We start from the raw sequence: 25,472 nt of genomic DNA on the forward strand, positions 1-25,472 counted from the left end.
GCTGTCTATCCTTTACCCCTTAAGGGTTGCGTAAAAAGATGATCTCAATCCGATTATTGCGTATCGCCATGGGGTTTTTATCCGAAAGCTCTCGGTCCGCGTGCCCAGTCACGCGGTCCAACCGCTGTGGCTGGATGCCTTTGTTCTGCAGCAGTTGGCGGGTGCTTTGCGCCCGCGCGGTCGACAGATCCCAGACCGGGTTATTCGCCAACACGACGGGTGCAGACCGCACATGCCCTTCAACCGCGATTGCGTTTGTCACCAGATCAGAAGACCGCGCTACCAAAAGTGTCAGCGCGCGCATCATTTGGGTTGGCGTGTCTGTCCCCGATTCGAACAACGGTTGATCCTCAGTGGCGAACAGCTCGACCACCAGCCCTTCGTCGGTGACGCGGGTCACGATGTGCTTGCGCATCTTATCGGACACCAGGCTTTCCCCAGCGCGCCCCAGCAACTGCGCCTCGAGCGACGAGAAATCTTCGAACGCACCCTTACCGCCGCCTTTCGCATCCACGCCGGTTGATCCGCGCGCCTGTTTCGCCTCGGTGGGGTTCCGATTGCTGGCACCTGATCCATCCATAACCATGGTTTTTTCCGAAAACATGTTGTCACCGCCGAAGGCACCATCACCACCGCCCGAGACCGGATTGACCGGAATCGTGGGCGAAAAATAATCCGCCAGACCCTTGCGTTGCGTCTCGGTCGTTGCATTCAGCAGCCACATCAACATGAAGAACGCCATCATGGCAGTGACAAAGTCCGCATACGCGACCTTCCACGCACCACCGTGGTGAGCATCGCCACCCGATACACGTTTCTTCTTGATGATGATTGGCGCCGCATTGGATTGCGCACCCATCTCCACCACCTTCTATTCACCCGCTTACTGGCCTAGCAGGGCAGGTGTTAAGGTGGGCTTAACACTTAAAACTGTTCTGAATTCTAAGACTGCGACACCGGGTTTACACCAGCGCGCCTTAAAATCAGAGATAATCGATTAAAGCTGTTTTCGATACCATCGGGATCGGCCTTCGCAAAAAAGCTATCTAGCTCTTCGTGGACCCGGACGGCGCGATCCAACAAAGGATCTGTTCCTTCGGCATAGAGGCCGGCTTTGATCATCACCTCAGATTGCTCATAACTGCCGACCAGCTTGCGGGTTTCTGTAATCAACTGGTTCTCATCCGCGGTCGCCGCACCTGGTAGGCTGCGTGACACGGATCGGCTGAGGTCAATGGCCGGGAAGCGCCCGCGTTCGGCGATGTCCCGGCTCAGCACGACATGTCCGTCCAAGACGCCGCGCAGAATGTCCGCAATGGGCTCGTCCATGTCAGAACCCGCGACAAGAACACTGAAGACTGCGGTGATGTCACCTTGATCGGGAGTTCCGGGACCCGCCCGTTCGCACAGATTTGTAATCAGCGGCGTGACCGATGGCGGGTAGCCACGTAGCGATGGGGCTTCACCCATTGCGGCGGCAATCTCGCGGTGCGCTTCGGCAAAGCGGGTAACTGAATCGGCCAGAAACAGAACGTTTAACCCTTGATCCCGCAGGAATTCCGCCACCGACATGGCCGACCATGCGCACCGTCTGCGTCTCAGGGCCGATTGATCCGAGGTTGCGGCCACGACGACGGATCGTTTCAGACCTTCGGCACCCAGGGCGTTCTCGACAAACTCATTCACTTCGCGCCCGCGTTCGCCCACCAATGCAACGACCACAGCATCCGCCTGGACTGAGCGGGCAAGCGTCGCCAGAAGTGTTGATTTGCCAACGCCTGAACCAGCGAACAGGCCGATTCGCTGACCTTGGACAATGGGCAGCATCGTGTTGAGGATCGCCAACCCGGTTTCCATACGACCGCCCAGCGGCTTGCGCGATACCGCGGTTGGCGGGGCCTGCATAAGGTCACGTTCAAACGTGCCAGGCAGCAGGGGCTTGCCGTCCAGAGGTTTGCCAAACGGATCGATCACCCGCCCAAGCCAATGCATTCCGGGCGCAAAGGCAGGCATCTGGTCGAGAGAGACCTGATCCCCCAGGCTTACGCCATCGGGTGCGGAGGCTGGCAGCATATGGATCGCGCCTGATTCGACATGCAGGACCTCGCCAGGCAGGTCCGGGCCTTTTTGTCGGCGCAGCGTCAGATGATCCCCGATCCGGGCTTGGGCGGTCAGACCATCGATTTCAACCACGCCGCGCGCAACACCGGTCACACGCCCGATATGGTGTACCGCCGACATCCTATCGAATTCGCATTTCAGACGCAACGGATCGAGATCGGCCATCGCAGGTCCTCCACATAGATTTGTTGAAAACGGTTTCTAAAGGAATCGGGGTTAAGCCTTGATTGAAATTGATCGAGGGAGAAGCCCCGATGTTCTATGACCTGAACGTCTTTAAGACTGCGTACGCAATGGCAACCCATGCCGGACAACGGCAAGCGGTTGTCTCGCGCAACATGGCCAACGCGGATACGCCGGGATACAAGCCCCGTGATATTGAAGCTTTCCAGACAGTGTTTGAAAACACGAGCCAAGGGGTCGCGATGACCGCGACTCGGAGGGGTCATCTGAATGGTGATGTGCGCGCTCAGCCTTGGGCTGAATTCACGGTCGCGGCTTCGAGCGATCCGAATGGCAATGGTGTTTCATTGGAAGAAGAGATGCTGAAAGCTGTCGAGGTCAAGCGACAACATGACCGGGCATTAGCGATCTACAAGTCTTCAATCGGTGTGCTGCGCACGAGCCTGGGCCGGGCATAGGGGAATTCACGATGAGCGATTTTTCCTACTCGCTGGACGCGTCGGCCAGCGCACTGCGTGCGCAAGCAGCGCGGTTGCGTCATGTGTCCGAGAACATCTCGAACGCCGATACGCCCGGATACCGGCGTAAGACAGTCCCGTTTGAGACAGTCGAACGGGACGGAAAAGAAATGGTTCAGGTGGGGCGCGTCAAACTCGATCGTCGCGACCTGAGCCGAATTTATGATCCTGGCCACCCTATGGCTGATGAGACTGGCCATTACAGAGGATCAAACGTCGATCTGATGATCGAAATCGCAGACGCCCGAGAGGCGCAGCGCAGCTATGAAGCCAACCTCAAGATGTTCGACCAGACCCGGCAGATGTCATCGAGTCTGATGGATCTACTCCGAAAATAAAGGAATACCAGAATGGATGTTCGCTCACTTACCGCCGCGCAGAATTATACGGGTGCGCGCCCAGCAACGCAGGCCGCCCCCGAACATCAGGGGACAGCGCAAGGGCTGCGATCCTCGTTTCAGGATTTCGTGGCGACGCTGAAACAAAGCGAGCAAGTCACGCAATCTTCGATGGTTGGGCAGGCCGACCCGCACGCTTTGGTTCAGGCGCTGGCGCAGACAGAGTTGGCAGTGGAAACGGCTGTGATTGTTCGGAACAAAGTCGTTGAAGCCTATCAGGAAATCTTGCGGATGCCGGTCTGAACGATGCTGAGCGAAGGTCTGTTCTACGACATCGTGCGCCAGGCGCTTTGGGTTGCAGTCATCACGTCGGTTCCGATCCTGGCGGTGGCGCTGATCTCGGGCCTTACAGTTGGTTTGTTTCAGGCCTTGACCTCGGTTCAGGAGATGACCCTGACCTTCGTGCCTAAGCTGATTGCAATCGTGGTCGTGTTCTGGATGTCGATGGGTTTCATGACCCAGACCCTTGTTACGTTTTTTACCGGGACATTGGTCCCGCTTATTGCCGGAGGTCGCTAATGGACACCGCTTATGTCACCTTGTCCCGTCAATCCGGTCTCATGGATGAGATGCGAATGGTGGCCAACAATATCGCCAATGCCAACACGACCGGATATCGTCAGCAGGGGCTGGTGTTCTCCGAATTCGTCCGGGATATGCCGGGCAATCCTTCACTATCGCTCAGCCGTGCGCAGGTTCGAAACACTTCTCTGCAACAAGGTGTGCTGACCGAGACAGGCGGGTCCTTCGACTTTGCCATCGAAGGGGACGGTTTCTTTATGATCGAAACGCCCGCTGGGAACCGCCTGACGCGTTCCGGCAGTTTCTCACCCAATGCTGAGGGCGATCTGGTGACGATGGACGGGCACCGGGTTCTGGACAGCAATGGCGCGTCGGTCTTTGTCCCGCCCGACGCCGCAACGATCGATGTTGGCAGCGACGGCACGATGAGCGTCGATGGACAGCTTCTGAGCCAGATCGGTGTCTACAACGTCGCCGATCCCGAAAACCTGGTGCGCGAAGGAAGCACACATTTCCGTGCAGGCGGGCAGGTGGACCCGGTGGACGAGCCGGTCGTGCTGCATCGGTTTCTCGAAGGATCGAATGTCAATGCCATTGGTCAGGTGACCCGGATGATTGAAATTCAGCGGGCCTACGAGCTCGGGCAGAGTTTTCTTGAGGCCGAAGACGAACGGGTTCGCGGGGCGCTTAAGGCATTGATGCGCTGATTACCGGAAGGAGAATACGACATGCGTGCATTGAAGATCGCGGCTACGGGCATGACCGCACAGCAGATGCGGGTTGAGACAATTTCAAACAACCTCGCGAATATGAATACAACCGGCTACAACACCCGCCGGGCCGAGTTTGCCGATCTGCACTATCAACAGATGGCGCGCGCCGGGGCGGTCAATGCCTCGGATGGAACGGTCCTTCCGACAGGTATTCAGTTGGGGTTGGGCGTGCGCCCTGCCGCCGTCACCGTACAGCTGCAACAGGGTGGGCTCTCGGCAACGGGCAGTGATCTGGATATCGCCATCGAAGGGCGAGGTTACCTTGAAGTCACCATGCCGAATGGCCAATCCGCCTTTACCCGAGACGGAAGCCTGAAACGTTCGGCCGAAGGTCTGATCGTAACTTCTGATGGCTTTGCCGTTGCCCCTGAAATTACCATTCCAGACGATGCCAGATCGATCTCAATCAATGCGGCGGGTGAGGTCTATGCCTATTTCGATGATACGGCCGAGGGGCAGTTGCTGGGCGAGTTTACGCTGGCCAGCTTCTCGAACGCCAAGGGTCTTGAGGCGATTGGTAGCAACCTCTTCAAGGAAACCGAAGCCTCGGGCGCTCCGGTTGTCGGCACCCCGGGCGAAGATGGGCTGGGCACATTGCGGCAGGGCTATCTTGAGGACAGCTCAGTCGATGCGGTGCGCGAGGTCACGGAACTGATCGAAGCGCAGCGTGGCTATGAAATGAACGCCAAAGTTATTTCCGCCGTCGACCAGATGATGGGCGCGACCACGCAGGTGCGGTGATGCGTCTGTTAACCCTCATACTATGCCTGACGCCGATGCCAAGCTTGGCCGAGATCGTTGTGCCGACCCGCACGATCCGCGCCAAAGAGGTCATTGTCTCATCCGACCTCGAAGTCAAAACCTCTGAGGTCAATGGGGCGGTTCGTAGGCCAGAGGATCTTATCGGTCAGGAGGCACGTGTTGCGCTTTATCCAGGTCAGCCAATCCGCCCTGCCGATGTCGGTCCGCCTGCGATCGTGGACCGAAACGATCTGGTGACGCTGGTGTTCGATCACGTCGCGCTATCGATCACTGCCGAAGGCCGCGCGTTGGGGCGGGGCGCAGCAGGCGAGCGTATCCGTGTCATGAATCTGGCGTCTCGCACAACATTAACGGGCGTAATCCGTCCCGATGGACAAGTTGAGGTTAAATGATGCCGAGCCTTTCGAAACCCCTGCTATTTGTCGTTCTGAGTGTTGCGGCGTGTGGACGATTGGACCACCTTGGCAAGCCGCCCAGCCTGACACCAAACACGGAATCGCCTGAGCATGTTGCGATGTTGTGGCCCGGACTACCTTTGCACAGCCAGCCTCAGCGAACCGTTGATCAGTCATCTTTGTGGAGTGGCGGTCAGCATTCCTTGCTTGGTGATCAACGGGCGATGAAAAAAGGGGATATTCTGACAGTCGTGATCGAGCTGGATGAAAAGGCCGAAATATCCAACGACACCAACCGGTCGCGGGCTGGGTCAGAAAGTCTTGCGGTGCCGGAACTCTTCGGCCTTCCTCAGCGCGCAGGTGAACGACTACCTGAAGGGGCCTCACTTGATGATGCCGTTTCAATTGACTCGGCTTCGGTCAGCAAAGGCAAGGGATCGGTCAAACGCAAAGAAAAATTGACCTTGCGCGTGGCGGCAACGGTCGTCGACGTGTTGCCAAACGGTGTGCTTTCGATTTCTGGATCGCAAGAACTGCGGGTGAATTTCGAACTTCGGGAACTGCTGGTCTCGGGCTATGTCCGCCCCGAAGATATCTCGCGCCAGAATGAAATCACTTATGACAAGATCGCGTCAGCGCGGGTGTCTTATGGTGGCCGCGGGCAGATCACGGATGTGCAGCAACCACGCTATGGACAACAGATACTTGATACCTTGCTACCTTTCTGAGGGCCGCGCTGATGGGAAAACTACTACCGATCGTTTTTCTGGTTTTCGGCCTGGCTGCCGGTGCGGGCGCCCGGATCCTATTGTCCCCTTCCGGGGAAGCTGAAGATCTTGCGGAGGCTGGGCAAAAACCCAATGAAGACAAGAAAAACAAAACTAAGCCCGGCAAAGATGATCAATCAGAAACACATGAGTATCTGAAACTCACCAAACAGTTCGTGGTCCCCGTGGTTTCCGAGGACGAGATATCGGCGCTCGTCACCATGTCCCTCAGCCTTGAGGTGAGGCCGGGGATTGCCGAAGCGTTTTATGAGATCGAGCCAAAATTAAGGGACCGGTTTCTGCAAGTTCTGTTTGACCACGCCAATATCGGCGGGTTCGACGGCGCATTCACGCGGTCAGACAACCTGACGGCATTGCGCAATGCGTTGCTGGAGGTTGCGAGAAAGGATCTGGGCGAAGATGTCTCGCAAGTTCTGATCATGAGTGTCAGCCGACAGGATACCTGAACGGGTTCCGGTTACGATTCCTGAGCCTTAGATTGTCGCACGCGTCGCTTGTGTTCTTGCAGGCGGCGCGACAGATCGGCAACGGCCAGTTTGCGCCCAAATGCCCCACGCAATTCTTCCATTGCCGCAAGCTTTTGTGATCGCAGGCGCGCCAACTCGGTGTTCAGGTTGCGCCGTGTCAAAGATTCCCAGCCGTGCCACAACAGGTCTGCGCCGGTGACCTGATAGCCATCCGACTGTGAACTCGTCGATTTTACTTCGGCTAATCGAGAATCCAGACGCGTCAATTGCTGAAGCAACTGGGCTTCGCGCTGCAACAAAGGGTGCAATTTTTGGTGTTCCCGTTGATAAACAGCTTCGGCGACGGTCAAAAGGTTGTCCATGCGATCTTGCGTCATCCGACCTGGCCCTTCGCTCGTTTGCGCATGGCTTCGGCAAACCGAATAGCTGCTGCAACGGGTCGGTAGTATTCTTCGGTAATTTCCTGTCCGATCCCGACGGTCGCGTGCAATGCGCGTGCTGTTGGTGGATCGGAATGAATAGGAATGCCTGCGTCTCCGGCCGTGGCCCTGATTGTTGCCGCGATTTCATCTACCCCTTTGGCGACGCAAACCGGAGCGCTGCCACTTGCTCGCGACCATTTCAGCGCCACCGCATAATGCGTCGGGTTGACGATCACCACATCGGCCTTGGGCACATCCGCCATCATCTGCTTGGTTGCTATGTCCTGCGCGCGTTGGCGACGCTGCTGTTTGACGTGCGGATCACCCTCGGAATCCTTGGTTTCATCCTGAATTTCTTTGCGTGACATTCTGTTTTTGCGAAGGTGTTCGGCATGTTGCCACAGATAGTCTATCACGCCGATCGCCAGCGCGATCATTATGACGATAAACAGAAATTGGCTGAGTAAGTTCATCATCAACAGAATTGAGGATCTCGGGGCGGCTGCACTGGCTGTCAGAATCTCGGGCAGGTGGGCGTGTAAAAATAGGGTCAGGCATGTTCCATAGATCAACAATTTAACAAAGCTCTTGGCGAATTCGAACAACCCGCCCCGGCCAAACTTGTTCTTTGCGTTTGAGACGATCGAGATGCGTGAACCGCGTAGTTTCAGCTTTTCCGGCGCGAAGATCAGTGCGCGCTGGGCGATCAGGCTGAGCAACACCGCGACTGCCGGAACGATAAACAACGCGGCGATTGGTGCCATAGTTGATCTCAGAATCCCAGCGACGGTGGATGTCGCGGGTCCGACGGTCAGCAAGCTTGCGAATTGATCTGATTGGTCGATCAAGACCACGAACACAGTCCCCAGATGCTCTGCCGTGAATTGCCCCGTGAGCAAAAGTGCGACGAGCAGTCCCATGTATGCAGCCACCACCGACAGATCATTGGACTTCGCCACCTCGCCTTTTTTGCGGGCTTTTTCCAGCTTTTGCGGGGTCGCCTCAAATGACTTATCACTGTCGTCGTCTGATGCGCTCATCGCAGCCCTCCAAGCGGGTTTTGGAGAAAGGTGAACAAAGCGTCAGACCAGGTTGCCAGGATCAATGGTGCCCCGGCGAAAAGCAGGAAAAGGCCTGCGAAAGTGATTGCTGGGGCACCGACAAAAGCGACCATGAGCTGCGGCATGGCGCGGTTAATTACGCCCAGTGCGAGGTTGTAGATCAGCGATGCGATGACAAAGGGCATCGCCAGCGCAAAGGCCAGTCCGAAGCTGTGGGCGAGTTGCGCAACGCCCCATTGCGACAGACCAGGCGCAGTTGGAAGCGCGCCCATCGGAAACAGCATATAGCTGTGGATCATGAACTGCGCTGCACGGATATGAAGGCCAAGCAATACCGCCAGCGCCAAGCCGGCCAGCGTCAGCAGATACCCCATCGCCGGGACAGGTTCTGCGGCCGCTCCGCCCAGGATCTGAGACAAGGATGTCGCTTGCGCCGCGATTGAACCTGCAGTTTGTAGTGCAAGGACAAATAGGCGCAACCCGATGCCGAGCATAAGACCGATCAAGACTTCGATGGTGATTAATCCAATCATTTTGTGAAAGCCCGGCATAACACCCGATGCGGGTATGGCGGGAATGACAATCATTGTGAAAGCAACTGCCACGCCCAGTTTGACCCGCATAGGGACGCTGCGTTCACCAAAGGCCGGTAGTAGCGAAACCAATGCGGACACACGAAGAAATACGGCAAACAGATGCCACAGGTTTTGCCCCAGATGTGGCAAAAGCTCTGACGGGACTGAGATCACGCGGGCACCGTTCCGACCAAGGCGGGGCGCGCCTCAAGCCCTATCTCTTCAAAAGACAGGACGGGGTTGGCGACGCCGCGCGCGTGCATAATGGTCCTGAGCAATCTGCGTCGACGGGTCGAGGTGACGACTGCTGGGAACAAGCCGTGATCTGCTGATTTTGCGACGCTATCGACAACCCCATCGGCCAGTTTATTGAACAGGTTGGGTGGCAGTGCCACGTCGATACCTGTGTTCGCGGCGTCGATCTGGTAGGTAGCAAATGTGTCCTCCCATTCCGGTGCGAGCTGGATCAGAGGGATCGAGCCATCCTCGCGTTTCATGTCGGCAACCAGTTGAAAGCCCAGCCGCTGGCGGACCAGTTCGCAGATCCCTTCGGGCTGGGTGGTGGTCAATCGTGCTTCGGCCACGCTTTCAAGGATCAGCGCCATGTTTCGGATCGAGACCCGTTCGTCTAGCAACAGCCGCAGAACAGCATGCAGTGTGTCGATCGGGACCTTGTCTGGGATCAATTCGTCCAGCATTTTGCGGTTGGCTTCAGCTCGGGTCGGATCGCTGAGCCGCGTCATCTCGGACAGCAGGCGGCGAAGGGATTTCAGGGTCATAAGGCGCGAGAAATTCTGTTTGATGATCTCAAGCAGATGGGTCGCCAGAATTTCAGGAGGGGTGACGATGGTGGCCCCATTCAGTGCGGCGACCTCCTGGTCCTTGGGCAATATCCAGCGCGCCGGGGCACCGTAGACGGGTTCGGTCACATCGGTGCCATCAGGTAAAAAGTCGTGCCCGTCCTGTACCAGCGCGAGCACAAGTTCAGAATTCAGAACACCACGCGCCTGTTCGACCCCTTGTACTTTGATCACATAAGTTCCGGTCGGAAGATCGGCGCGGTCAGTCAATCGAATTTCGGGCAGGATAAGCCCAAAGCTTGAGGCGACATAGGTCCGCATGTTGGCGATCCGCGCGTCAAGGCCGGTACCGGGGTTCAGCACCATGCTGACCAGATCGGGGGCGAATTCCAGATGCACGTCGTCGAGGTCCAGGATATCACCGATGGCCTGTGAAACCGGAGTGTCAGACTCGGCCTTGGGGGTCTGAGCCTCTGCCTCGCTGGCGTTGCGTTTTCTGAGGCCTGAATAAGCCGCATAGCCCAGCACCCCGGCCCCAAGAATGAAAGGTAAGAACGGCAAACCGGGCACCAGGGCGAACAGCACCATTAGAACCGCTACGGTGCCCAACGCCGCCGGGTGGCGTCCAAGCTGCGAGAAGATCGCATTGTCGGTTGCACCCTGCGTACCGCCACGCGCCAACAGCAAGGCGGACGCAATCGAGATGATCACTGCTGGTATCTGCGATACCAACCCGTCCCCAACGGTCAGGATTGCATAGGTTTCGAAGGCGGACGATACCGGCATCCCATGCACGATGACCCCCATGACCAATCCCATCACAAGGTTGAGAAGTGTGATCAGCAACCCGGCAATCGCATCGCCTTTGACGAATTTCGACGCGCCGTCGAGCGAACCGAAAAAGGTGGTCTCCTGCTGCTCGCGCTCGCGTCGTTCTTTGGCTTGCTGATGATCGATGGCTCCAGCAGACATGTCACTGTCGATGGCCAGCTGTTTGCCGGGCATCCCGTCCAGCGCGAACCGGGCACCTACTTCGGCCATACGGGCCGCACCCTTGGTAATGACCATGAAGTTCACGATCAGCAAAACGCCGAACACGACAAGGCCCAGAAAGATACTGCCGCCCATGACAAACTGGGCGAAACCTTCGATCACGTCACCAGCGGCGTTGGTGCCGGTGTGCCCCTGACCGATGATCAGCTTGGTCGAGGAGACGTTCAGCGACAGGCGCAACATCAGTGAGGCCAGCAGGATCGTCGGGAAGGATGAGAAATCCAGTGGCCGTTCGATGAACAGCGTCAATGTGAAGATCAGTATCGCCAGCGCAAAGGATGCCGCCAGCCCCACGTCCAGTACCCAGGCTGGCATGGGCAGGATCATCATCACGATGACCGCCATCAGCGCCAGCGCCAGCAATATGGTCGGAGAGAACAAGGTGCGGGGATCGATACGGGGCACTATCTGCTCCTAATTGAAAGCGATAAAGGCGGTGGCTGTAGAGGTTTCGGGAACCAGTGACCCCAGCGCGTTCTGGCCGACCGGATGAGCGTTCAGCGGGATGAGCGGACTGGCAGATGCTGTGAATGGATCGCGTTCGTGGGCTGTGCCCGAGCCATCCAGCTGCGCCAGGACGGCCTGAAAACGATCAGAATATGAGGCCGCAAGGTGCTGCGTGCGCGAGTGGTAGGCCCCGGCAGCGGCAGGCCATGATCCAAGTTCCGCATAAAGCTGGGCCAGAAACCGCGCCGCATAAACTGCGTTTTCATCCGGATCGAACATCGCGTCGATCGAGCGAAAAGCCTTCCCGTGCCAGCGATAGTTGATCTGAAAGCAACCGACGTCAAAGCTGCGTACACCGGATTTGAAGATGTCGAACACGTAAGACTTTGCCTCAACCTCGGAGGCAAACCAATATCCCTGTCCTTCACGATTGACGGTCCATGGCCAGGGTTCCAGTAATCCGTTCTGCGTGCGGCCTGTTTCTACGCGGGCAATTGCCTTGAGAACATCGAGCGGGACGCCTTCGGCCTGCGCAGCCCGCCGGGCCGCTTGATCACACAGCGCCGATGTTGGCGATGCGTATCCGGCCTGCGCCAGAAGGGCCTGTGCCAAGAGCGCGGAAACTAGTAGGTTTTGAGTTGGCATTCTGCCGGTCCGGAATTCTAATCAGTCCGGGCCAAGCTATCCAATCATCTGTTTACAGAGAGTTAGCGCGCCTTAGTTTCGATCAATCTTTCGGCCAAAAACCACACTGGTGTTGGTACGCAATACGCCGGGGATGCGCGCAAGTTCGTCGACCAGAATGTCGAGGTCTTCGATCCGTGGCGCTTCGGCGGAAAGCAGCAGGTCAAATTCGCCATTGATTGATAAACACAGTTTGACCTCGGGATAAGCTTCAAGCCGCTTGATGATCCGTGTGGTTTCTTTCTGCTGCACTTCAAGCAGAACGATGATCTGAACGCGTGGCGTTTCTACGGTTTCGCGCAGGACGACCGAGTAACCAGCGATGACGCCCCGCTCTTCCATTCGATTGATGCGTTCATGCACCGTTGTCCGCGCGACGCCAAGTGTTGTTGCAATGCGGGTCGTCGAGTCGCGCGCATTGTGCTGTAAGGCGGCGATGATGCGTCGGTCAAGCTGGTCCATTGCGGCTCCGGGTTCAGGCAACTTCGCCTCGGTTTAGGGTAGTTTGGTGTTCGGGCTCAAGGCTGGTGCGGATAACGGGGATGCAGTTCATCAATGATGATCGGATGCGCATGAGGTTTCGGCCCAGACAGGTGGGGGTGATCCTGTGGGAGGTCAGGATGGCCGTGAACCACCGCATTGTCTTCGCGCCGTGGCCAGGCAATGAGCACAAGAACCAGACCCAGAATCGCTGCGGTCGCCATTCCGGCCATGGCCACAGTTACGCCAAAGCGGGTCATCAGCCACCCGGCCAGGGGATAAAGCACCAGCCAGCAAGCATGAGACAGAGTGAACTGTGCGGCAAACACAGCGGGTCGATCTTCGGGGTGGGCGGATCGGGTCAGCAGGCGGCCCGAGGGCGTCAACGTGCTGGAGTATCCAAAGCCGACCAATAGCCAGGTCGTTGTCAGTAAGCCCAGCGTCATCGGTAGGGTGGCAGATAGCAGCGCCGCTGCTGCCATGGTGCCCGTCGCCAATGATGCACCACCCAGCATGACGCGACGCTCTGGAATGTGATCCAGAAGGCGTGGCAGTGCAAATGCCGCGAGCATCGAACCGCCACCGAACCCGGCCAGCGCGATGGCAACGGCGCTTTCAGAAAGACCAAGATCGCCGCGCACGATCACGACCGTGTTGACGATGACCATCGAACTGAGCGCGGCCGCGCTCCAACTCAGCGCCAGCAGGCCCCGCAGGCGCGGGGTTTTAAGGTAAATTCGAATGCCGCGCGTTGTGCGGTCATAGATGCCACGCGGCTGGGATGGTTTGGGTGAGGGCAAAGTTGCAGACACCACAAGCAGGGCCGAGGCGACAAAACCGACACAGGTGCCCAGAAACAGGCTGTCGAAACTGACGAACAGCAGCAAGGTGGCGGCCAGCATCGGGCTCAGCAGGCTTTCCAGATCGTAAGCCAGCCGCGACAGGGACAAGGCTTTGGTATAGTCCTGTTCGTTGGTCAGCACATCCGGGATGGTGGCCTGAAACGCGGGAGTAAATCCGGCTGAGGCGGATTGCAGCACAAAGATCAGCACGTAGACCTGCCAGATTTCGGACACGAAAGGCAGGCAGAGCGCAACCACAGCGCGCACCAGATCCAGTGCAACCAGCATCCGGCGACGATCCAGCCGCTCGGCAAAGGCAGCAGCAAGCGGGGCAACGGTGACATAGGCGATCATTTTGATCGTCAGGGCGGTGCCAAGGACCATCCCGGCGGCCTCTCCGGCCAGATCAAAGGCTAACAGCCCCAAGGCAACCGTCGCCAGCCCGGTTCCGGTCAGCGCCACGATCTGCGCGGCCAGCAGATGTCTGTAGGTGCGGTTTCTCAGGATGCTGAGCATTGTCGGAATTTCTCAATCGCGGTGTCGCCGATCCATAGTTCAAGTGTTGGCCACAAGGTCAAGGGGACGCTTTTCCAAGGACGGCGTTGAGTTTGCGGGCCAAACCGCCTATCTCGGGGCCGAAAGCGCACAAAGGACAATTCCGTGGCGAACCATCTGTATAAAAATGACCTGCCGGACGGGTTGGATTTGGGCCCCATCGTGGCCATTGACTGTGAAACCATGGGGTTGAACCCGCATCGAGATCGCCTGTGCGTGATCCAGATGTCAGGAGGGGACGGCAACAGCCATATCGTTCAGGTCGAGATTGGGCAGACGCAGGCGCCGAACCTCTATGCGATGCTGGAAAATCCGAATGTTTTGAAGCTGTTCCACTTTGGCCGCTTCGATATTGCTGCGATGTATCACACCTTCGGCGCTTTGGCCGCCCCGGTCTATTGCACCAAGATCGCCAGCCGCTTGGTGCGCACCTATACTGATCGTCATGGTCTTAAGAACCTGTGTCAGGAACTGATTGGCGTCGATATCTCGAAACAACAACAGATGAGCGATTGGGGTGCTGAAACGCTGACCGATGCCCAGTTGGACTATGCGGCATCGGATGTTTTGTACCTGCACCAACTGCGGGATGCACTGGACGGACGTCTGGCCCGCGAAGGCCGCACCGAAATGGCGCAGGCGTGTTTTGACTTCCTGCCAATGCGTGCGAAGCTTGACCTCGCAGGCTGGCCCGAAACCGATATTTTTGCGCACTCATGACTGACACCGAAGCATTCCTCAGAACCGCCCGGCAGGTCGTTACCGACGAAGCCCGCGCATTGGAGGTCCTTGCCGAAAGCTTGGACGAGCATTTCGCCGAAGCCGTGCAACTGATCCTGCAGGCCACTGGCCGCATCATTATCAGTGGTATCGGCAAATCCGGCCATATTGGCCACAAGATCGCGGCGACTCTGGCCAGCACTGGTACGCCCGCCTATTTTGTCCATCCCGCCGAAGCCAGCCATGGTGATTTGGGCATGGTATCGAAAGGCGATGTGGTCCTTGCGATCTCGAACTCAGGTGAAGCGCCGGAACTGGCGAACTTACTGGCCTTTACGCGTCGCTTTGGAATTCCGCTGATCGGGTTGTCGAGCAAGCCGGAAAGCACCTTGATGAAACAGGCGGATGTGCATCTGCTTATCCCGTCACTGGGAGAGGCCTGCGGCTTTGGGATGGTGCCTTCAATTTCGACGACGCTGACCCTTGCGATGGGCGACGCGCTGGCGATTGCGCTGATGAAGTACCGGGATTTCAAACCCGAAGATTTCCGCGCTTACCACCCCGGTGGAAAGTTGGGGGCGCAACTGTCAACTGTACGTGATCTGATGCATGAAGATTTGCCCTTGGTGACCGCTGGCACCCCGATGAGCGAGGCGCTGCTGGTCATGAGTCAGAAGAGCTTTGGTGTTGTGGGAGTCACTGATCAGGCAGGTCGTTTGCTGGGTATTGTGACCGATGGCGACCTGCGCAGGAACATGGACGGGCTATTGAGCAAAAACACCGAAGAGGTGATGACCGAAAATCCAATGACCATTGCGCCAAGTGCTATGGCGGAGGAGGCGGTTGCAATCATGAACGATCGCAAGATCACGTCACTCTTTGTGGTTGATCCTGACACAAATGGCCCAGCCTTGGGTCTGCTGCACATACATGACTGTCTGCGTGTAGGATTGGGTTAGGAAGATGGCTGAAGTTGATCGCCATTCCCGATGGGTGCAGTTCCTGAAGGTACTGCTACCGCTTGTGGCGATTTTGTTGCTGTCTTCTGTCTTTCTTCTTTCTCGCAGCGTCGACACCAATGTCTCGGTGCCGTTCAGTGATCAGGATATTGACGACCGGCTGACAGACCAGGTTGTTACGCGGCCCGACTATAAAGGTGTCACCCGCAAGGGCGAGGAAATCCGCGTCGAAGCCCGAAGGGCCAGTCAGGGTGGCGATGGCGACACACCGACGGCAGCCGAAGTGCAGGGCCGCTTCGGACTAAGCAACGGGGGCGAGATCACACTCGAATCCAACACAGGCATCATCAGGCCAGACAAGGGTACTGCAACGTTTGCAGGGGATGTGGTCATCACCACCAGAGACGGCATCCAGGTCACCACCGACCTGTTGAATACGTCGCTGGATGAAATACGTGGTGATAGCCCTGGACAGATTGACGGAACCGGTCCGATTGGCGACTTTACTGCCGGAAGAATGGTGTTTGGGACCGAAAAAAAGGACGGTCCGGTTCATATTCTTTTTACAGGCGGCGTGAAGTTGATATATGAGCCGCAAAAAGCAGAAAGATAACTTGTGTTCGATTTACGTGTCGCCTTTTTGTGTCTAGCCGTGGCTGTCGGAGCCACACCTGTTTCTGCACAAGAGGCTCAGGTGGCGTTCGGCTCTGTCAATGCCGACCCGACGCTGCCAGTCGAGGTGACGTCCGAGACATTGAACGTGAATCAGGAAGATGGATCGGCCGAGTTTATCGGCAACGTCATTGTCATCCAGGGTGAGATGCGCCTGACGGCAGACCGGGTTCTTGTCATCTATAACGAAGAACGCTCGGCCATCGAACGGATGGAGGCCACCGAAAACGTGGTTCTGGTCAGTCCGCCCGACGCAGCCGAGGGCGATTGGGCAGAATACACCATCGACTCCGGCGTGATTGAGATGAAGGGCAACGTGTTGCTGACGCAGGGCCCAAGTATCATCAGCGGCGACGAGATGATTGCAAATCTGACGACGGGAACTGCGACGATGTCAGGGCGTGTCAAAACCATTCTGCAACAAGGTGGCAACTGATGAACCGGCCCGAACTCTCCATCGCTGAAGGTTCTTCCGGTCTGAAGATCGAAAAGCTACGAAAGTCTTATCGCAAGAAGACCGTCATTCGCGATGTGTCCATGGAATTGAACCGCTCCGAGGTCGTGGCGTTGCTAGGCCCGAACGGATCGGGCAAGACCACCACTTTTTATTCTGTCGCGGGTCTGGTTTTCCCCGAAGCAGGCACGGTCACGATTGATGGGCAGAGCGTCACGACCCTGCCGATGTATCGTCGTGCCCGGATGGGGATCGGATATCTGCCGCAGGAGATGTCGATTTTCCGCGGGATGAGCGTTGAAGACAACATCGCTTCGGTTCTAGATATCACGGTTAAACATGCCCATCGCCGCAAGGAGCGGCTGGAAGAGCTGCTTTCGGACTTTTCCATCGAACACCTGCGCCGAGCGCCTGCATTGGCATTGTCCGGCGGGGAACGCCGAAGGGTCGAAATTGCGCGCTGTCTGGCCGCCGATCCGAAATATCTGCTGTTGGACGAACCATTTGCGGGTGTCGATCCGATCAGTGTCGGTGATATCCGGCATCTGGTGGCCGATCTGAAAAAGCGTGGCATCGGAGTGCTGATCACGGATCATAACGTCCGGGAAACGCTGGAGATTGTGGATCGGGCTTATATCTTGCATGACGGCCAGGTTTTGATGTCAGGCACGCCCGACGAAGTTGTCGAAAACGAAAATGTTCGCCGGGTCTATCTGGGTGAAAACTTCCGTATTTCATAAGGTTGTGCGGAGATGCGCCTGACGCATGACGGAAATCACGTATATACACACCTGTTTTGATTGACTCTTCCCTCACCTCTTGGCTCAATTGGCATATGGCATTTCTTCGGTTCCAAACTGGATCTCGATCTCCCTTCGTTGAAGGGCCGGGCCAACGGCAACCGCAGAACATGCCGATACCCCCCACCCGATAAAAACAAGTCAGTCGCGTTACGCGGCGTCAGAATGGGTGTGAATTGTGAAGGAGATCACATGCGTTACCAAATCAGCGGAAAACAGATCGACATCGGTGCGGCCCTGCAGACCCATGTGCAGACCGAACTGGGCGAGGTCGTGGGCAAATATGCCCAGCGGCCTACAGACGCCAATGTCGTCTTTTCCCGTTCGGCGCATGAATATGTATGCGAAACCACCGTGCATCTGTCGACCGGCCTGACCGCACAGGCCAAGGCGCACGCGACCGAGATTTACGCGGCATTCGAAGGCTGCTGCGACAAGATGGAGACACAACTGCGACGCTATAAGCGCCGCCTGAAAGACCACCATAAGGATCGGTCCGAGCCGGTTGAACTCTTTGGCGCGTCCTCTTATATCCTCGCCTCTGACGAATCGGAGACGGCAGACGAACCCGAATCGCTGCAGCCTATGATCGTGGCTGAGATGGAAACCAAGATCCCATCGCTCAGTGTTGGTGAAGCCGTCATGCAGATGGAACTCGCTGGTGCTCCGGTACTGGTGTTCCGAAATGAGAACAAGGACGGATTGAATGTCGTTTATCGCCGCGAGGACGGAAATATCGGTTGGATCGATCCGTAACAGGCAAGACAAATCGGCCTGCCCCCGAATAGCCGGGGGCACGGCTTAGGAGCAAAATGATGGAGCTTTCGAGCATTCTAAAGCCAGAAGCGGTGCGTGTACTGTCCGCTGCTTCCAGCAAGAAGCGTTTGTTTCAGGAAATTGGCGATGTGGGCGCCGCGACGCTTGGGCTGGATGCTCAGACGATCGTAGACAGCCTGCTTGAGAGGGAGAGCCTTGGCCCAACTGGTGTTGGACATGGTGTTGCACTTCCGCACGCACGGCTTTCCGAACTAGAATCGGTTTCGGGTGTGTTTGTCATGCTGGAAAAGCCCATCGACTTCGGTTCGGTCGACCGTCAGCCGGTCGATTTGGCGTTTTCCCTGTTTGCGCCAGAAGAGGCGGGGGTTGAACACCTTAAGGCGCTGGCGTTGGTCTCGCGCACGCTGCGCGAGCAATCGGTCTGCGCCAAGCTGCGGGCCAACCCTGACCCGGTAAAGCTGTATGCCATTCTGACTGAAGCGCAATCGATGCAAGCTGCCTGATTGGCCCACTTATCAACAAAAAAAGCCCCCGATTTGTCGGGGGCTTATTTTGTTTCTTTAGCTGGCGTGATCAGCCGCCGGATCCCATTTCCAGCGTCCACCAGATCTTGCCACCGCCTTCTTGGTGCCAGGCGAATCCCATCTGGGTGGCGCGCGGGTCCATGATCACAGCACGAGGACCGGGTTCCTGCATCCATGCGGCCAGCGTTTCGGTCTCGGTCTCAAAGGTTTCCGAGATCGCTTCACCCAGGAATGTACCGAAGTAACCGGCGCGCGCCGCGCGATCCAACGGAGACGAACCGTCCGAACCGAAATGCCATGGCCGATTCTGTCGCGCCATGTCTTTCGCATGAGTGGCGGCAGCTGCATTCAGTTGCGAGTTCAATTGGACCTGTTGCAGGCCAGATGCTTGCCGCAAGGCATTCACCGAATCCAGCATTCTGAACTGCAGCTTTTCAGGGTTGCCACGAATTTTGTACACAGATGGCAGCGGCCTGCCATCGGCGCCAATAGCGGATGTGCCCGAATCGGTACATGCCGCAAGTGCGACAAAACAAATCGCTAGTAGAGAAAGAATACGTGTCATGATCGGCCTAAATATTGTGTCGAGAAGGGAAATAGCCTGCTTGACCGCCCGGAGCAAACCTACAATGCCCCAACCTTGCGTGATTCTGCCGGTTTGATTTGCGACTGAAGCATTCTGGCCATAAAATGCCTTAGATTTTGCATTTGCTGTTAGCAGAGGACCGATCTCCATGGTCAAGAAACATATTCTTACATCGACGCGCCGGGGATTCCTGGCCGGTGCAACCGCTAGCTTGGCCTCGCCTGCGTTGGCTCAGTATATTCCGGGCGACCCGCTACGCCCCGCCCCGGAACCCGAAGCTCCGGTACGCCGCAATGTGTCGGGATTCCGTGCGCTGGACTGGCAGCCCTATTTTTCGAACACAAGAAACGGTGCCATTCTGGTGGATACCGTATCCAGAGCGCTGCATTATTGGTCAGATGATCAATCCGTATACAAACTGTACCCCTCTTCGGTGCCTCTGACCGAGGAATTGACCCGTCGCGGACGCACCAGTGTCATTCGCAAGGTGGAAGGCCCAAGCTGGTCACCGACGCCATCGATGAAGAAGCGCAACCCTGAATGGCCGGATTATATTCCGCCGGGTCCTGATAACCCGCTGGGAACACACGCTTTATATCTGAGCTGGAAGTATTATCGCATCCATGGCACCCACGATACGCGTAAAATTGGACGCCGGTCGTCGAACGGGTGCATTGGCTTGTTCAACGATGACATCGCCGAACTGTTTTCTATGGCCAAGGTCGGCACGCAAGTGTTGCTAATTTGACGACATTTTCGCGCACGAACCCGCTTGCGGGACAAGTTGCAATTGCAATCCGCCTGCATTGCTGATTAGAAAAACTCACGAGGTAAGTCTTAGATGCGTGGTTTCGCTATTGGGAATCGCGCAAATTCTGGAGGTTAATATGAAGAAACTCGTTCTCGCTGCTGCTCTGACTGCTGCTGCTTCGACCGCATATGCTGGCAACCTGGAAGAGCCGGTTGTTGAAGCACCTGTTGTTGTCGAAGAGACCCAAGGTTCGTCGCAGGGCATCATCCTGCCGCTGATCCTGCTGGTTGTTGTTGCCGCAGCTGTTGCAGCAAGCTAAGTCGACGAGACTTTATGCACTTAAAAGGCGGTGGTGCAAACCACCGCCTTTTTTCGTGTCTGGTGAAAGCGCGCGATTAGTCTAACCAACCACGCAGATTGTCTTCGATCACCTTGCTCAGCGCGGCGATATGCGAATCATCGTCGTTAAGGCAAGGGATATAGGTGAACGATTCACCACCTGCCTCTTCGAAGCTCTCTTTGATCTCTTCGTTGATCTCTTCCAGCGTCTCAATGCAATCGGCAGAGAAGGCAGGTGCGATGACGGCGATGTTCTTCTTACCCTGACGCGCCAGATCAGCCACGTGATCAACGGTGTAGGGCTTCAGCCATTCTTCAGGTCCAAAGCGCGATTGAAAGGTCGAGATCAGCTGATCATCCGTCCATCCCAGACGCTCTTTCAGTAGCCTTGATGTTTTCACGCATTGGCAGTGATAGGGGTCCCCTTGCTGCAAATAGCGCTGGGGCATCCCGTGATACGAGCAGACCAGGACATCCGGTTTTGTCTCCATATCTGCATAGGCGCGCTCGACAGAGCTCGCCAACGCATCGATATAGGCAGGTTCGTCGAAATAGGCCGGAACAGTTCGGCTGGCAGGCTGCCATGTCTCTTTCATCAACGCGCGGAAGAACTGATCATTTGCTGTAGCAGTCGTGGCACCGGCGTATTGCGGGTAGAGCGGGAAGAACAGGATGCGATCACAGCCTTCTTCTACCATCTCTCGGACCTTCGACGGAGTTGAAGGATTGCCGTAACGCATGCAAAAATCCAGCATCACCCGATCGCCATACCGCTGCTGCATCGCTGCGCGCAGCTTGGCAGTCTGATCTTTGGTGATCGTCATCAACGGGCTTTCGCCCTTATCGTGATTCCAGATTGACTTGTACGCCTCACCCGAACTGAAAGGCCGCTTGGTCAGAATGATGCTTTGCAGAATCGGCTGCCACTTCCACGCCGGGTAGTCGATCACGCGCTTGTCCGACAGGAACTCGTTCAGATACCGCCGCATAGGCCAATAACTGTAGTCATCTGGAGTTCCCAGATTAGCCAGCAGGATGCCGACGCGGCCCATCTTGACCTTGGGATGGTCTGCAGGGGCATGGGTTGGACGAGTGGCATCAAACATTGAAAGCTTCCTGATTTGTGGTGTCTGGCCTGAGATATAGGGAAAAGGCCGGTCGTCAATCGGGCAGTTTGCCCTCATCCGTACCTAGCGCATCAGCCAGCCGCATCTTGGCGGATCCCGGACGCAAAGGTTTGGGTTGGCTGTCATCGGGGGTCCAGCCCGTCAGACAGATCAATTCAAATGTTGCCGTCAGGCGGCCCTGTGGCGATTTGTAATGTCCGGCATAGATGTCTTGCGCTTTGTCAAAAACAGCACGTCGGGTCGCGTGTTTCAGGCGATCGGCCAATGCGTTGGTTTCTCCCATTGCACGCAGATCACGCATCAGATGCAGCAGATCGCGGTATTCCGCAGACAGTGTCGCCTTGTCGGCGACGGGTAAAGCCAGCCCGGCCCGCTGCAGCAGCCCCCCCAGATCACGAAGCTCGGCCATAGGAGCAATACGGGGGCTGAGACCGCCAGTCACCTCGATCTCGGCTTGACCCAAAGCCGCGCGTAATTCCTTAAGGGTGTCGCCCCCTAAACATACCGCTAACAGCAATCCGTCGGATTTTAGGGCGCGATGGCATTGGATCAGTTGGCCGACCGGGTCGTTTGCCCAATGCAGTGCCATCGCATGTATCAAGAGATCATGCGCTCCTGGAGTTAGGTCGAGAACATCTTCATCCCTGATCACCCGGGCCTCGGGCCACAACCCCTCCCAGATATGAGGGAAGGGGGTCACGACGGCGGGGGCCTTAAAGGTTTTGTTAACCATGGACAGACGATCCTGCACTTCGTCGACAGCGACATGGTGCAGGAAAAGCGCGTCGTCCCGCGCGCGGCTGCGGTGAAGCGCAAGGACGGCGCGGTCAAACAGAGAGGGTGTAGTGTCGGACGGAAGCTTCATAAGCCGCAAGTATCGCATTCGTCAGGGGATTCAAACCGCTGTCGAGATGATCTACCCACCGCGTTGCCTGTCCTGCGGAGCACTGACCGAATCCGATTTCGGCCTCTGCGGCGCATGCTGGCGCGACACGCCGTTCATCGGTGGCACCGTCTGCGAAAGCTGCGGCATGCCACTTCCCGGCGCGCGGGACGGACACCGGATTGAATGTGATGACTGCCTCAGGGCACCACGCGCGTGGCAGAATGGTCGGGCAGCGTTGCTGTATCAGGGGCGCGCGAAGGCACTCATACTTGCCTTTAAGCACGGGGATCGGCCTGAGTTGGCCCGCCCTGCCGCACGCTGGATGGCTCAAGCCGGGCAAGAGCTGTTGCACCCGAACATGCTGATCGCGCCGGTTCCGCTGCACTGGACCCGGCTGATCAAGCGTCGCTACAATCAATCGGTGCTGCTGGCGGGGCATCTGGGCCGGGAAGCGGAGTTGAGCGTCTGCCCCGATCTTCTGGTACGCACGGTACGCACCCCTGTTCTGGATGGAAAAACTGCGGTTGAGCGATCCCTTGCGCTGTCCAACGCCATATCTCTGCATCGAAAACGTGCACCCATGATCAGAGGCCGGGATATTCTTCTGGTCGATGATGTTATGACCTCGGGTGCGACGTTGGACGCCTGCGCGCGTGTCTGTCGCGCGTCAGGGGCAAATCATATTTTCGTGTTGGTACTGGCGCGCGTTGCCAAGGATGCCTAATTCGCCCAAGAATGTGCGAAACCCAAAGGGACGGAATATGAAGCCGGTAGAAATCTACACCTCGCCGCTGTGCGGCTTTTGTCATGCGGCCAAGCGGTTGTTGAAACAGAAAGGCGTCGAATTCAAGGAAATCGACGTGCTGATGCATCCGAAACGCAAACCTGAAATGATCCAGCGCGCGGCAGGAAAACGCACTGTGCCGCAGATTTTTGTGGGCACCACCCATGTTGGTGGGTGCGACGATCTTTACGAGCTTGAACGTCAGGGCAAGCTGGACCGCCTGCTGGCGGCTTGATGAAAACCGCTTTGCTGCAGATCACCGCGTCGGATGATCCGGCTGAGAATCTCGAGATGGTGCGTGCCATGATGGCCCACGCGGCAGCGCAGGGTGCGCAGTTCATTCTGACGCCCGAGGTCACGAATTGCGTCTCCACCAGCACCACACGCCAGCACGAGGTTCTGCAGCACGAAGAAGATGACATTACTTTGGCGGGTCTGTGCGAACAGGCCGCCAAATTGGGTGTCTGGCTGCTGATCGGGTCACTTGCGATCAAAACGCATGACTCGGACGGGCGCTTTGCCAACCGTAGCTTCATGGTCAACCCGCAGGGGCAGATCGTGGCGCGGTACGACAAGATTCACATGTTCGACGTGCAGGTCACGGAATCCGAGACCTTCCGCGAATCGAAGAACTATCGCCCCGGTCAGAAAGCGGTGATTGCCGACACCGATTTCGGTAAAGTCGGCCTGACCATCTGCTATGATATTCGATTTCCCTACCTGTATGCCGCTTTGGCGCAGGCGGGCGCGCGGATTCTCACCGTCCCGGCGGCGTTTTCGCCGGTCACCGGTGCTGCCCATTGGGAAGCACTGCTGCGCGCGCGGGCCATTGAGACCGGCTGCTGGGTGCTGGCTCCGGCACAAACGGGTGAGCACCCTAAAACTCGCGGCAAGACGCGATATACACACGGCCACAGTATGATTGTCGCCCCGTGGGGAGAGGTGCTGATCGACGCAGGCACCGATCCGGGCATTCACTTTTTTGATTTGGATGATAGGTCTGTTACAGAGGCGCGACGACGCGTGCCTTCACTAACACATGTCCGCCCCTTTGACGCACCCTGATCCAGAACCGGACCATGACTGACGAAAAAAATGCCCTTGCGGTCACGCTGTTCAGCGAGATCCTGACCGCCGATCAGCTATTGCGCAACCGGCTGAGCCGGGTGCTGCCCAAGGGCATGGAAATCTCGCATTTCTCGGTGCTGAACCATCTGGTGTTTGTCGGCGACGAGCGCACCCCGGCGCAACTTGCCAACACGTTCCATGTGACGCGCGGGGCGATGACCAACACTTTGGCCAAGCTGGAATGGGCCGGTTATATCCACATCCGCCCCGACTGGGACGACGCCCGCCGCAAGATGGTCGCCATCAGCCCCGCAGGCCGACGCGCACGCGATCAGGCGATTTCCTCGATTGCCCCGCTGATCAACCGCGTGGTCGGAGAGCTGGGGCTGGAGCGGGTGCGCAGCACGCTGCCCGTGCTACGGGATTTGCGGTTGCAGTTGGAGGGGGAGTAGGGGCTTTACGCCAACTGCGCCAAAGGATCTTAAAAGATGACGGATGAAATTTGGGTTTCAGACATTACCGTCGGGATGGACCTGCAGAGGCCATTCCGGGCGCTTGTCCCCGATGATTTTCCTGAAGAACCAAGTGAACGCTTCAAGGCCTTCAGGTGGCAACCCGGATCAGGTTATCATGCGAATCTGTATCGTTGGCAGCGCCACGGGGAGCCGCTGGAGCAGCAGGATATCTTGCCGGATTTCTTTCAAGAGGTTGCACCTGAAGATCATGATTTTGAGCCTCACTACGGCAAGTATTCTGCTGTAATCACGTTGTTTGGAATTCTCGCGGTTCGATCAGATGTTGCCGATGTCCTCAAGAACTTCGACTTGGGGCAAGGGGGGCTTTATCCCGTCAACCTATTCGAAAAAGACAAGATCACACCGATTGAGCAGAACTACTCGATCCTGTGGATCGCAAACAAATCAGGCACGCTGAACATTGCTGAGTCAAAAGGCCTTCTGCGTCGCCGACCCGATCGGGATGACCTTTTCCGACTTCCTGAATGGAAGGATGCCAAGCCCGGGGATGTTTTCTGCAATGCGGATGCGGCGTCCGGGATCGACATTTGGCGCGACCAGGGCGTACCACATCGTGTTTTTCTAAATGGGCTTCTTAAACAAGCGTTAGACGAAGCTGGGTTTGCTCCAGCATTCAGTTTTCACCGTTTGGCCGTCAAATAGG

The 25,472-nt window shown here is 57.0% G+C and carries 35 protein-coding genes; 23 read left to right on the forward strand and 12 right to left on the reverse strand.

The window, feature by feature from the left end; genetic code table 11:
• Positions 1 to 19: 19 nt before the first annotated feature.
• Complete coding sequence (locus ACRZ9U_RS17665) at positions 20 to 859, reverse strand: flagellar motor protein MotB (RefSeq protein WP_170408689.1); 840 nt, start codon at positions 857 to 859, stop codon at positions 20 to 22.
• Between the two features lie 83 nt (positions 860 to 942).
• Complete coding sequence (locus tag ACRZ9U_RS17670) at positions 943 to 2,286, reverse strand: FliI/YscN family ATPase (RefSeq protein WP_170408688.1); 1,344 nt, start codon at positions 2,284 to 2,286, stop codon at positions 943 to 945.
• 89 nt (positions 2,287 to 2,375) lie between these two features.
• Between ACRZ9U_RS17670 and ACRZ9U_RS17675 the strand changes: the two genes are divergently transcribed.
• From ACRZ9U_RS17675 to ACRZ9U_RS17715, 9 genes are read left to right on the forward strand one after another with little or no spacing between them, the layout of a single operon-like run.
• Positions 2,376 to 2,762: a FlgB family protein gene (locus ACRZ9U_RS17675; RefSeq protein ID WP_170408687.1), complete on the forward strand. Its 387-nt coding sequence runs from the start codon at positions 2,376 to 2,378 to the stop codon at positions 2,760 to 2,762.
• Between the two features lie 11 nt (positions 2,763 to 2,773).
• Positions 2,774 to 3,160 (forward strand): flagellar basal body rod protein FlgC, encoded by a 387-nt coding sequence (flgC, locus tag ACRZ9U_RS17680; protein ID WP_170408686.1) that lies wholly within the window; start codon positions 2,774 to 2,776, stop codon positions 3,158 to 3,160.
• 12 nt (positions 3,161 to 3,172) lie between these two features.
• Positions 3,173 to 3,463 (forward strand): flagellar hook-basal body complex protein FliE, encoded by a 291-nt coding sequence (gene fliE, locus ACRZ9U_RS17685; RefSeq protein WP_170408685.1) that lies wholly within the window; start codon positions 3,173 to 3,175, stop codon positions 3,461 to 3,463.
• Positions 3,464 to 3,466: 3 nt separating this feature from the next.
• The gene (locus ACRZ9U_RS17690) at positions 3,467 to 3,739 is read left to right on the forward strand and encodes a flagellar biosynthetic protein FliQ (protein ID WP_170395271.1); all 273 of its coding nucleotides are present in this window, start codon (positions 3,467 to 3,469) and stop codon (positions 3,737 to 3,739) included.
• Entirely contained in the window at positions 3,739 to 4,449 is a 711-nt protein-coding gene (locus ACRZ9U_RS17695) for a flagellar hook-basal body complex protein (RefSeq protein WP_170408684.1), read from the forward strand. Before ACRZ9U_RS17690 ends, ACRZ9U_RS17695 begins: the two co-directional genes overlap by 1 nt.
• A gap of 21 nt (positions 4,450 to 4,470) precedes the next feature.
• The gene (gene flgG / locus ACRZ9U_RS17700) at positions 4,471 to 5,256 is read left to right on the forward strand and encodes a flagellar basal-body rod protein FlgG (protein WP_170408683.1); all 786 of its coding nucleotides are present in this window, start codon (positions 4,471 to 4,473) and stop codon (positions 5,254 to 5,256) included.
• Positions 5,256 to 5,669 carry a flagellar basal body P-ring formation chaperone FlgA gene (gene flgA, locus ACRZ9U_RS17705; protein ID WP_170408682.1) on the forward strand — a complete coding sequence of 138 codons (414 nt, stop codon included), beginning with the start codon at positions 5,256 to 5,258 and terminating at the stop codon, positions 5,667 to 5,669. The genes flgG and flgA overlap by 1 nt, the downstream gene beginning before the upstream one ends.
• Positions 5,669 to 6,400, forward strand: a complete 732-nt coding sequence (gene flgH / locus ACRZ9U_RS17710) for a flagellar basal body L-ring protein FlgH (protein ID WP_170395282.1) — start codon at positions 5,669 to 5,671, stop codon at positions 6,398 to 6,400. The genes flgA and flgH overlap by 1 nt, the downstream gene beginning before the upstream one ends.
• An 11-nt stretch (positions 6,401 to 6,411) precedes the next feature.
• Positions 6,412 to 6,906: a flagellar basal body-associated FliL family protein gene (locus ACRZ9U_RS17715; protein ID WP_170408681.1), complete on the forward strand. Its 495-nt coding sequence runs from the start codon at positions 6,412 to 6,414 to the stop codon at positions 6,904 to 6,906.
• Positions 6,907 to 6,917: 11 nt separating this feature from the next.
• Here ACRZ9U_RS17715 and ACRZ9U_RS17720 read toward each other — a convergent pair whose 3' ends face one another.
• The 7 genes from ACRZ9U_RS17720 to ACRZ9U_RS17750 all read right to left on the reverse strand — a co-directional run bounded on the left by ACRZ9U_RS17720 (position 6,918) and on the right by ACRZ9U_RS17750 (position 13,807).
• Positions 6,918 to 7,277, reverse strand: a complete 360-nt coding sequence (locus ACRZ9U_RS17720; RefSeq protein WP_480902545.1) for a hypothetical protein — start codon at positions 7,275 to 7,277, stop codon at positions 6,918 to 6,920.
• 23 nt (positions 7,278 to 7,300) lie between these two features.
• Complete coding sequence (gene flhB / locus ACRZ9U_RS17725; protein WP_170408679.1) at positions 7,301 to 8,389, reverse strand: flagellar type III secretion system protein FlhB; 1,089 nt, start codon at positions 8,387 to 8,389, stop codon at positions 7,301 to 7,303.
• A complete protein-coding gene (locus ACRZ9U_RS17730; RefSeq protein ID WP_480902548.1) occupies positions 8,386 to 9,159 on the reverse strand; it encodes a flagellar biosynthetic protein FliR in 774 nt (257 codons plus the stop codon). The genes flhB and ACRZ9U_RS17730 overlap by 4 nt, the downstream gene beginning before the upstream one ends.
• Complete coding sequence (gene flhA / locus ACRZ9U_RS17735) at positions 9,156 to 11,243, reverse strand: flagellar biosynthesis protein FlhA (protein WP_170408677.1); 2,088 nt, start codon at positions 11,241 to 11,243, stop codon at positions 9,156 to 9,158. Before flhA ends, ACRZ9U_RS17730 begins: the two co-directional genes overlap by 4 nt.
• 9 nt (positions 11,244 to 11,252) lie before the next feature.
• The gene (locus ACRZ9U_RS17740) at positions 11,253 to 11,930 is read right to left on the reverse strand and encodes a transglycosylase SLT domain-containing protein (protein WP_170408676.1); all 678 of its coding nucleotides are present in this window, start codon (positions 11,928 to 11,930) and stop codon (positions 11,253 to 11,255) included.
• Positions 11,931 to 12,002: 72 nt separating this feature from the next.
• On the reverse strand, positions 12,003 to 12,431 hold the full coding sequence (locus ACRZ9U_RS17745; protein ID WP_170408675.1) for an Lrp/AsnC family transcriptional regulator: 429 nt from the start codon (positions 12,429 to 12,431) through the stop codon (positions 12,003 to 12,005).
• A gap of 56 nt (positions 12,432 to 12,487) precedes the next feature.
• Positions 12,488 to 13,807 carry an MFS transporter gene (locus tag ACRZ9U_RS17750; RefSeq protein WP_170408674.1) on the reverse strand — a complete coding sequence of 440 codons (1,320 nt, stop codon included), beginning with the start codon at positions 13,805 to 13,807 and terminating at the stop codon, positions 12,488 to 12,490.
• Between the two features lie 144 nt (positions 13,808 to 13,951).
• Between ACRZ9U_RS17750 and ACRZ9U_RS17755 the strand changes: the two genes are divergently transcribed.
• The 7 genes from ACRZ9U_RS17755 to ACRZ9U_RS17785 all read left to right on the forward strand — a co-directional run bounded on the left by ACRZ9U_RS17755 (position 13,952) and on the right by ACRZ9U_RS17785 (position 18,731).
• Positions 13,952 to 14,566, forward strand: a complete 615-nt coding sequence (locus tag ACRZ9U_RS17755) for a ribonuclease D (protein ID WP_170408673.1) — start codon at positions 13,952 to 13,954, stop codon at positions 14,564 to 14,566.
• Positions 14,563 to 15,525 (forward strand): KpsF/GutQ family sugar-phosphate isomerase, encoded by a 963-nt coding sequence (locus tag ACRZ9U_RS17760; protein WP_170395309.1) that lies wholly within the window; start codon positions 14,563 to 14,565, stop codon positions 15,523 to 15,525. Before ACRZ9U_RS17755 ends, ACRZ9U_RS17760 begins: the two co-directional genes overlap by 4 nt.
• A gap of 4 nt (positions 15,526 to 15,529) precedes the next feature.
• Positions 15,530 to 16,138 (forward strand): LPS export ABC transporter periplasmic protein LptC, encoded by a 609-nt coding sequence (locus tag ACRZ9U_RS17765; protein WP_170408672.1) that lies wholly within the window; start codon positions 15,530 to 15,532, stop codon positions 16,136 to 16,138.
• A 3-nt stretch (positions 16,139 to 16,141) separates the two neighbouring features.
• The gene (locus ACRZ9U_RS17770; protein ID WP_255611996.1) at positions 16,142 to 16,633 is read left to right on the forward strand and encodes an LptA/OstA family protein; all 492 of its coding nucleotides are present in this window, start codon (positions 16,142 to 16,144) and stop codon (positions 16,631 to 16,633) included.
• Positions 16,633 to 17,391, forward strand: coding sequence for an LPS export ABC transporter ATP-binding protein (gene lptB / locus ACRZ9U_RS17775; protein WP_170395315.1), 759 nt, complete (start codon positions 16,633 to 16,635; stop codon positions 17,389 to 17,391). The genes ACRZ9U_RS17770 and lptB overlap by 1 nt, the downstream gene beginning before the upstream one ends.
• Positions 17,392 to 17,643: 252 nt before the next feature.
• The gene (hpf, locus tag ACRZ9U_RS17780) at positions 17,644 to 18,207 is read left to right on the forward strand and encodes a ribosome hibernation-promoting factor, HPF/YfiA family (RefSeq protein ID WP_039541074.1); all 564 of its coding nucleotides are present in this window, start codon (positions 17,644 to 17,646) and stop codon (positions 18,205 to 18,207) included.
• Between the two features lie 59 nt (positions 18,208 to 18,266).
• Positions 18,267 to 18,731 (forward strand): PTS sugar transporter subunit IIA, encoded by a 465-nt coding sequence (locus ACRZ9U_RS17785; protein ID WP_170395318.1) that lies wholly within the window; start codon positions 18,267 to 18,269, stop codon positions 18,729 to 18,731.
• Positions 18,732 to 18,801: 70 nt separating this feature from the next.
• Here the strand turns inward: ACRZ9U_RS17785 and dalA are convergent, their stop codons facing one another.
• Positions 18,802 to 19,317 carry a divisome-associated lipoprotein DalA gene (gene dalA / locus ACRZ9U_RS17790; RefSeq protein WP_255611997.1) on the reverse strand — a complete coding sequence of 172 codons (516 nt, stop codon included), beginning with the start codon at positions 19,315 to 19,317 and terminating at the stop codon, positions 18,802 to 18,804.
• A 169-nt stretch (positions 19,318 to 19,486) separates the two neighbouring features.
• Between dalA and ACRZ9U_RS17795 the strand changes: the two genes are divergently transcribed.
• Entirely contained in the window at positions 19,487 to 20,086 is a 600-nt protein-coding gene (locus tag ACRZ9U_RS17795; protein WP_170395325.1) for a L,D-transpeptidase, read from the forward strand.
• A 139-nt stretch (positions 20,087 to 20,225) separates the two neighbouring features.
• The gene (locus ACRZ9U_RS17800; RefSeq protein ID WP_010442520.1) at positions 20,226 to 20,408 is read left to right on the forward strand and encodes a hypothetical protein; all 183 of its coding nucleotides are present in this window, start codon (positions 20,226 to 20,228) and stop codon (positions 20,406 to 20,408) included.
• A gap of 76 nt (positions 20,409 to 20,484) precedes the next feature.
• Here the strand turns inward: ACRZ9U_RS17800 and hemH are convergent, their stop codons facing one another.
• Entirely contained in the window at positions 20,485 to 21,534 is a 1,050-nt protein-coding gene (hemH, locus tag ACRZ9U_RS17805) for a ferrochelatase (RefSeq protein WP_170408671.1), read from the reverse strand.
• A 55-nt stretch (positions 21,535 to 21,589) separates the two neighbouring features.
• Positions 21,590 to 22,420, reverse strand: a complete 831-nt coding sequence (locus tag ACRZ9U_RS17810) for a methyltransferase domain-containing protein (RefSeq protein WP_170408670.1) — start codon at positions 22,418 to 22,420, stop codon at positions 21,590 to 21,592.
• Here ACRZ9U_RS17810 and ACRZ9U_RS17815 point away from each other — a divergent pair.
• The 5 genes from ACRZ9U_RS17815 to ACRZ9U_RS17835 are packed head-to-tail and all read left to right on the forward strand — an operon-like array spanning position 22,401 to position 25,471.
• Positions 22,401 to 23,165: a double zinc ribbon domain-containing protein gene (locus ACRZ9U_RS17815; protein WP_480902555.1), complete on the forward strand. Its 765-nt coding sequence runs from the start codon at positions 22,401 to 22,403 to the stop codon at positions 23,163 to 23,165. The genes ACRZ9U_RS17810 and ACRZ9U_RS17815 overlap by 20 nt on opposite strands.
• A gap of 37 nt (positions 23,166 to 23,202) precedes the next feature.
• Positions 23,203 to 23,460: a glutaredoxin 3 gene (gene grxC / locus ACRZ9U_RS17820; protein WP_170395334.1), complete on the forward strand. Its 258-nt coding sequence runs from the start codon at positions 23,203 to 23,205 to the stop codon at positions 23,458 to 23,460.
• Complete coding sequence (locus ACRZ9U_RS17825) at positions 23,460 to 24,290, forward strand: carbon-nitrogen hydrolase family protein (protein WP_170408669.1); 831 nt, start codon at positions 23,460 to 23,462, stop codon at positions 24,288 to 24,290. The genes grxC and ACRZ9U_RS17825 overlap by 1 nt, the downstream gene beginning before the upstream one ends.
• 14 nt (positions 24,291 to 24,304) lie before the next feature.
• Positions 24,305 to 24,745, forward strand: coding sequence for a MarR family winged helix-turn-helix transcriptional regulator (locus ACRZ9U_RS17830; protein ID WP_170395340.1), 441 nt, complete (start codon positions 24,305 to 24,307; stop codon positions 24,743 to 24,745).
• A gap of 36 nt (positions 24,746 to 24,781) precedes the next feature.
• Positions 24,782 to 25,471, forward strand: a complete 690-nt coding sequence (locus ACRZ9U_RS17835; protein ID WP_170408668.1) for a hypothetical protein — start codon at positions 24,782 to 24,784, stop codon at positions 25,469 to 25,471.
• The last annotated feature ends 1 nt before the right edge of the window (position 25,472 follow it).

The organism is Ruegeria sp. D7 (assembly GCF_056534355.1).

Coding starts and splice junctions, on each gene's coding strand:
- ACRZ9U_RS17765 (WP_170408672.1), top strand. CDS start 15,530: ATGGCTGAAGTTGATCGCCATTCCCGATGGGTGCAGTTCCTGAAGGTA.
- hemH (WP_170408671.1), bottom strand. CDS start 21,534: ATGTTTGATGCCACTCGTCCAACCCATGCCCCTGCAGACCATCCCAAG.
- ACRZ9U_RS17800 (WP_010442520.1), top strand. CDS start 20,226: ATGAAGAAACTCGTTCTCGCTGCTGCTCTGACTGCTGCTGCTTCGACC.
- lptB (WP_170395315.1), top strand. CDS start 16,633: ATGAACCGGCCCGAACTCTCCATCGCTGAAGGTTCTTCCGGTCTGAAG.
- ACRZ9U_RS17785 (WP_170395318.1), top strand. CDS start 18,267: ATGGAGCTTTCGAGCATTCTAAAGCCAGAAGCGGTGCGTGTACTGTCC.
- flgC (WP_170408686.1), top strand. CDS start 2,774: ATGAGCGATTTTTCCTACTCGCTGGACGCGTCGGCCAGCGCACTGCGT.
- flhB (WP_170408679.1), bottom strand. CDS start 8,389: ATGAGCGCATCAGACGACGACAGTGATAAGTCATTTGAGGCGACCCCG.
- ACRZ9U_RS17745 (WP_170408675.1), bottom strand. CDS start 12,431: ATGGACCAGCTTGACCGACGCATCATCGCCGCCTTACAGCACAATGCG.
- ACRZ9U_RS17690 (WP_170395271.1), top strand. CDS start 3,467: ATGCTGAGCGAAGGTCTGTTCTACGACATCGTGCGCCAGGCGCTTTGG.
- ACRZ9U_RS17675 (WP_170408687.1), top strand. CDS start 2,376: ATGTTCTATGACCTGAACGTCTTTAAGACTGCGTACGCAATGGCAACC.
- ACRZ9U_RS17665 (WP_170408689.1), bottom strand. CDS start 859: ATGGGTGCGCAATCCAATGCGGCGCCAATCATCATCAAGAAGAAACGT.
- ACRZ9U_RS17830 (WP_170395340.1), top strand. CDS start 24,305: ATGACTGACGAAAAAAATGCCCTTGCGGTCACGCTGTTCAGCGAGATC.
- dalA (WP_255611997.1), bottom strand. CDS start 19,317: ATGACACGTATTCTTTCTCTACTAGCGATTTGTTTTGTCGCACTTGCG.
- fliE (WP_170408685.1), top strand. CDS start 3,173: ATGGATGTTCGCTCACTTACCGCCGCGCAGAATTATACGGGTGCGCGC.
- flgH (WP_170395282.1), top strand. CDS start 5,669: ATGCCGAGCCTTTCGAAACCCCTGCTATTTGTCGTTCTGAGTGTTGCG.
- ACRZ9U_RS17825 (WP_170408669.1), top strand. CDS start 23,460: ATGAAAACCGCTTTGCTGCAGATCACCGCGTCGGATGATCCGGCTGAG.
- ACRZ9U_RS17715 (WP_170408681.1), top strand. CDS start 6,412: ATGGGAAAACTACTACCGATCGTTTTTCTGGTTTTCGGCCTGGCTGCC.
- ACRZ9U_RS17760 (WP_170395309.1), top strand. CDS start 14,563: ATGACTGACACCGAAGCATTCCTCAGAACCGCCCGGCAGGTCGTTACC.
- ACRZ9U_RS17835 (WP_170408668.1), top strand. CDS start 24,782: ATGACGGATGAAATTTGGGTTTCAGACATTACCGTCGGGATGGACCTG.
- hpf (WP_039541074.1), top strand. CDS start 17,644: ATGCGTTACCAAATCAGCGGAAAACAGATCGACATCGGTGCGGCCCTG.
- ACRZ9U_RS17670 (WP_170408688.1), bottom strand. CDS start 2,286: ATGGCCGATCTCGATCCGTTGCGTCTGAAATGCGAATTCGATAGGATG.
- ACRZ9U_RS17810 (WP_170408670.1), bottom strand. CDS start 22,420: ATGAAGCTTCCGTCCGACACTACACCCTCTCTGTTTGACCGCGCCGTC.
- grxC (WP_170395334.1), top strand. CDS start 23,203: ATGAAGCCGGTAGAAATCTACACCTCGCCGCTGTGCGGCTTTTGTCAT.
- flgA (WP_170408682.1), top strand. CDS start 5,256: ATGCGTCTGTTAACCCTCATACTATGCCTGACGCCGATGCCAAGCTTG.
- ACRZ9U_RS17740 (WP_170408676.1), bottom strand. CDS start 11,930: ATGCCAACTCAAAACCTACTAGTTTCCGCGCTCTTGGCACAGGCCCTT.
- flgG (WP_170408683.1), top strand. CDS start 4,471: ATGCGTGCATTGAAGATCGCGGCTACGGGCATGACCGCACAGCAGATG.
- ACRZ9U_RS17795 (WP_170395325.1), top strand. CDS start 19,487: ATGGTCAAGAAACATATTCTTACATCGACGCGCCGGGGATTCCTGGCC.
- ACRZ9U_RS17695 (WP_170408684.1), top strand. CDS start 3,739: ATGGACACCGCTTATGTCACCTTGTCCCGTCAATCCGGTCTCATGGAT.
- ACRZ9U_RS17750 (WP_170408674.1), bottom strand. CDS start 13,807: ATGCTCAGCATCCTGAGAAACCGCACCTACAGACATCTGCTGGCCGCG.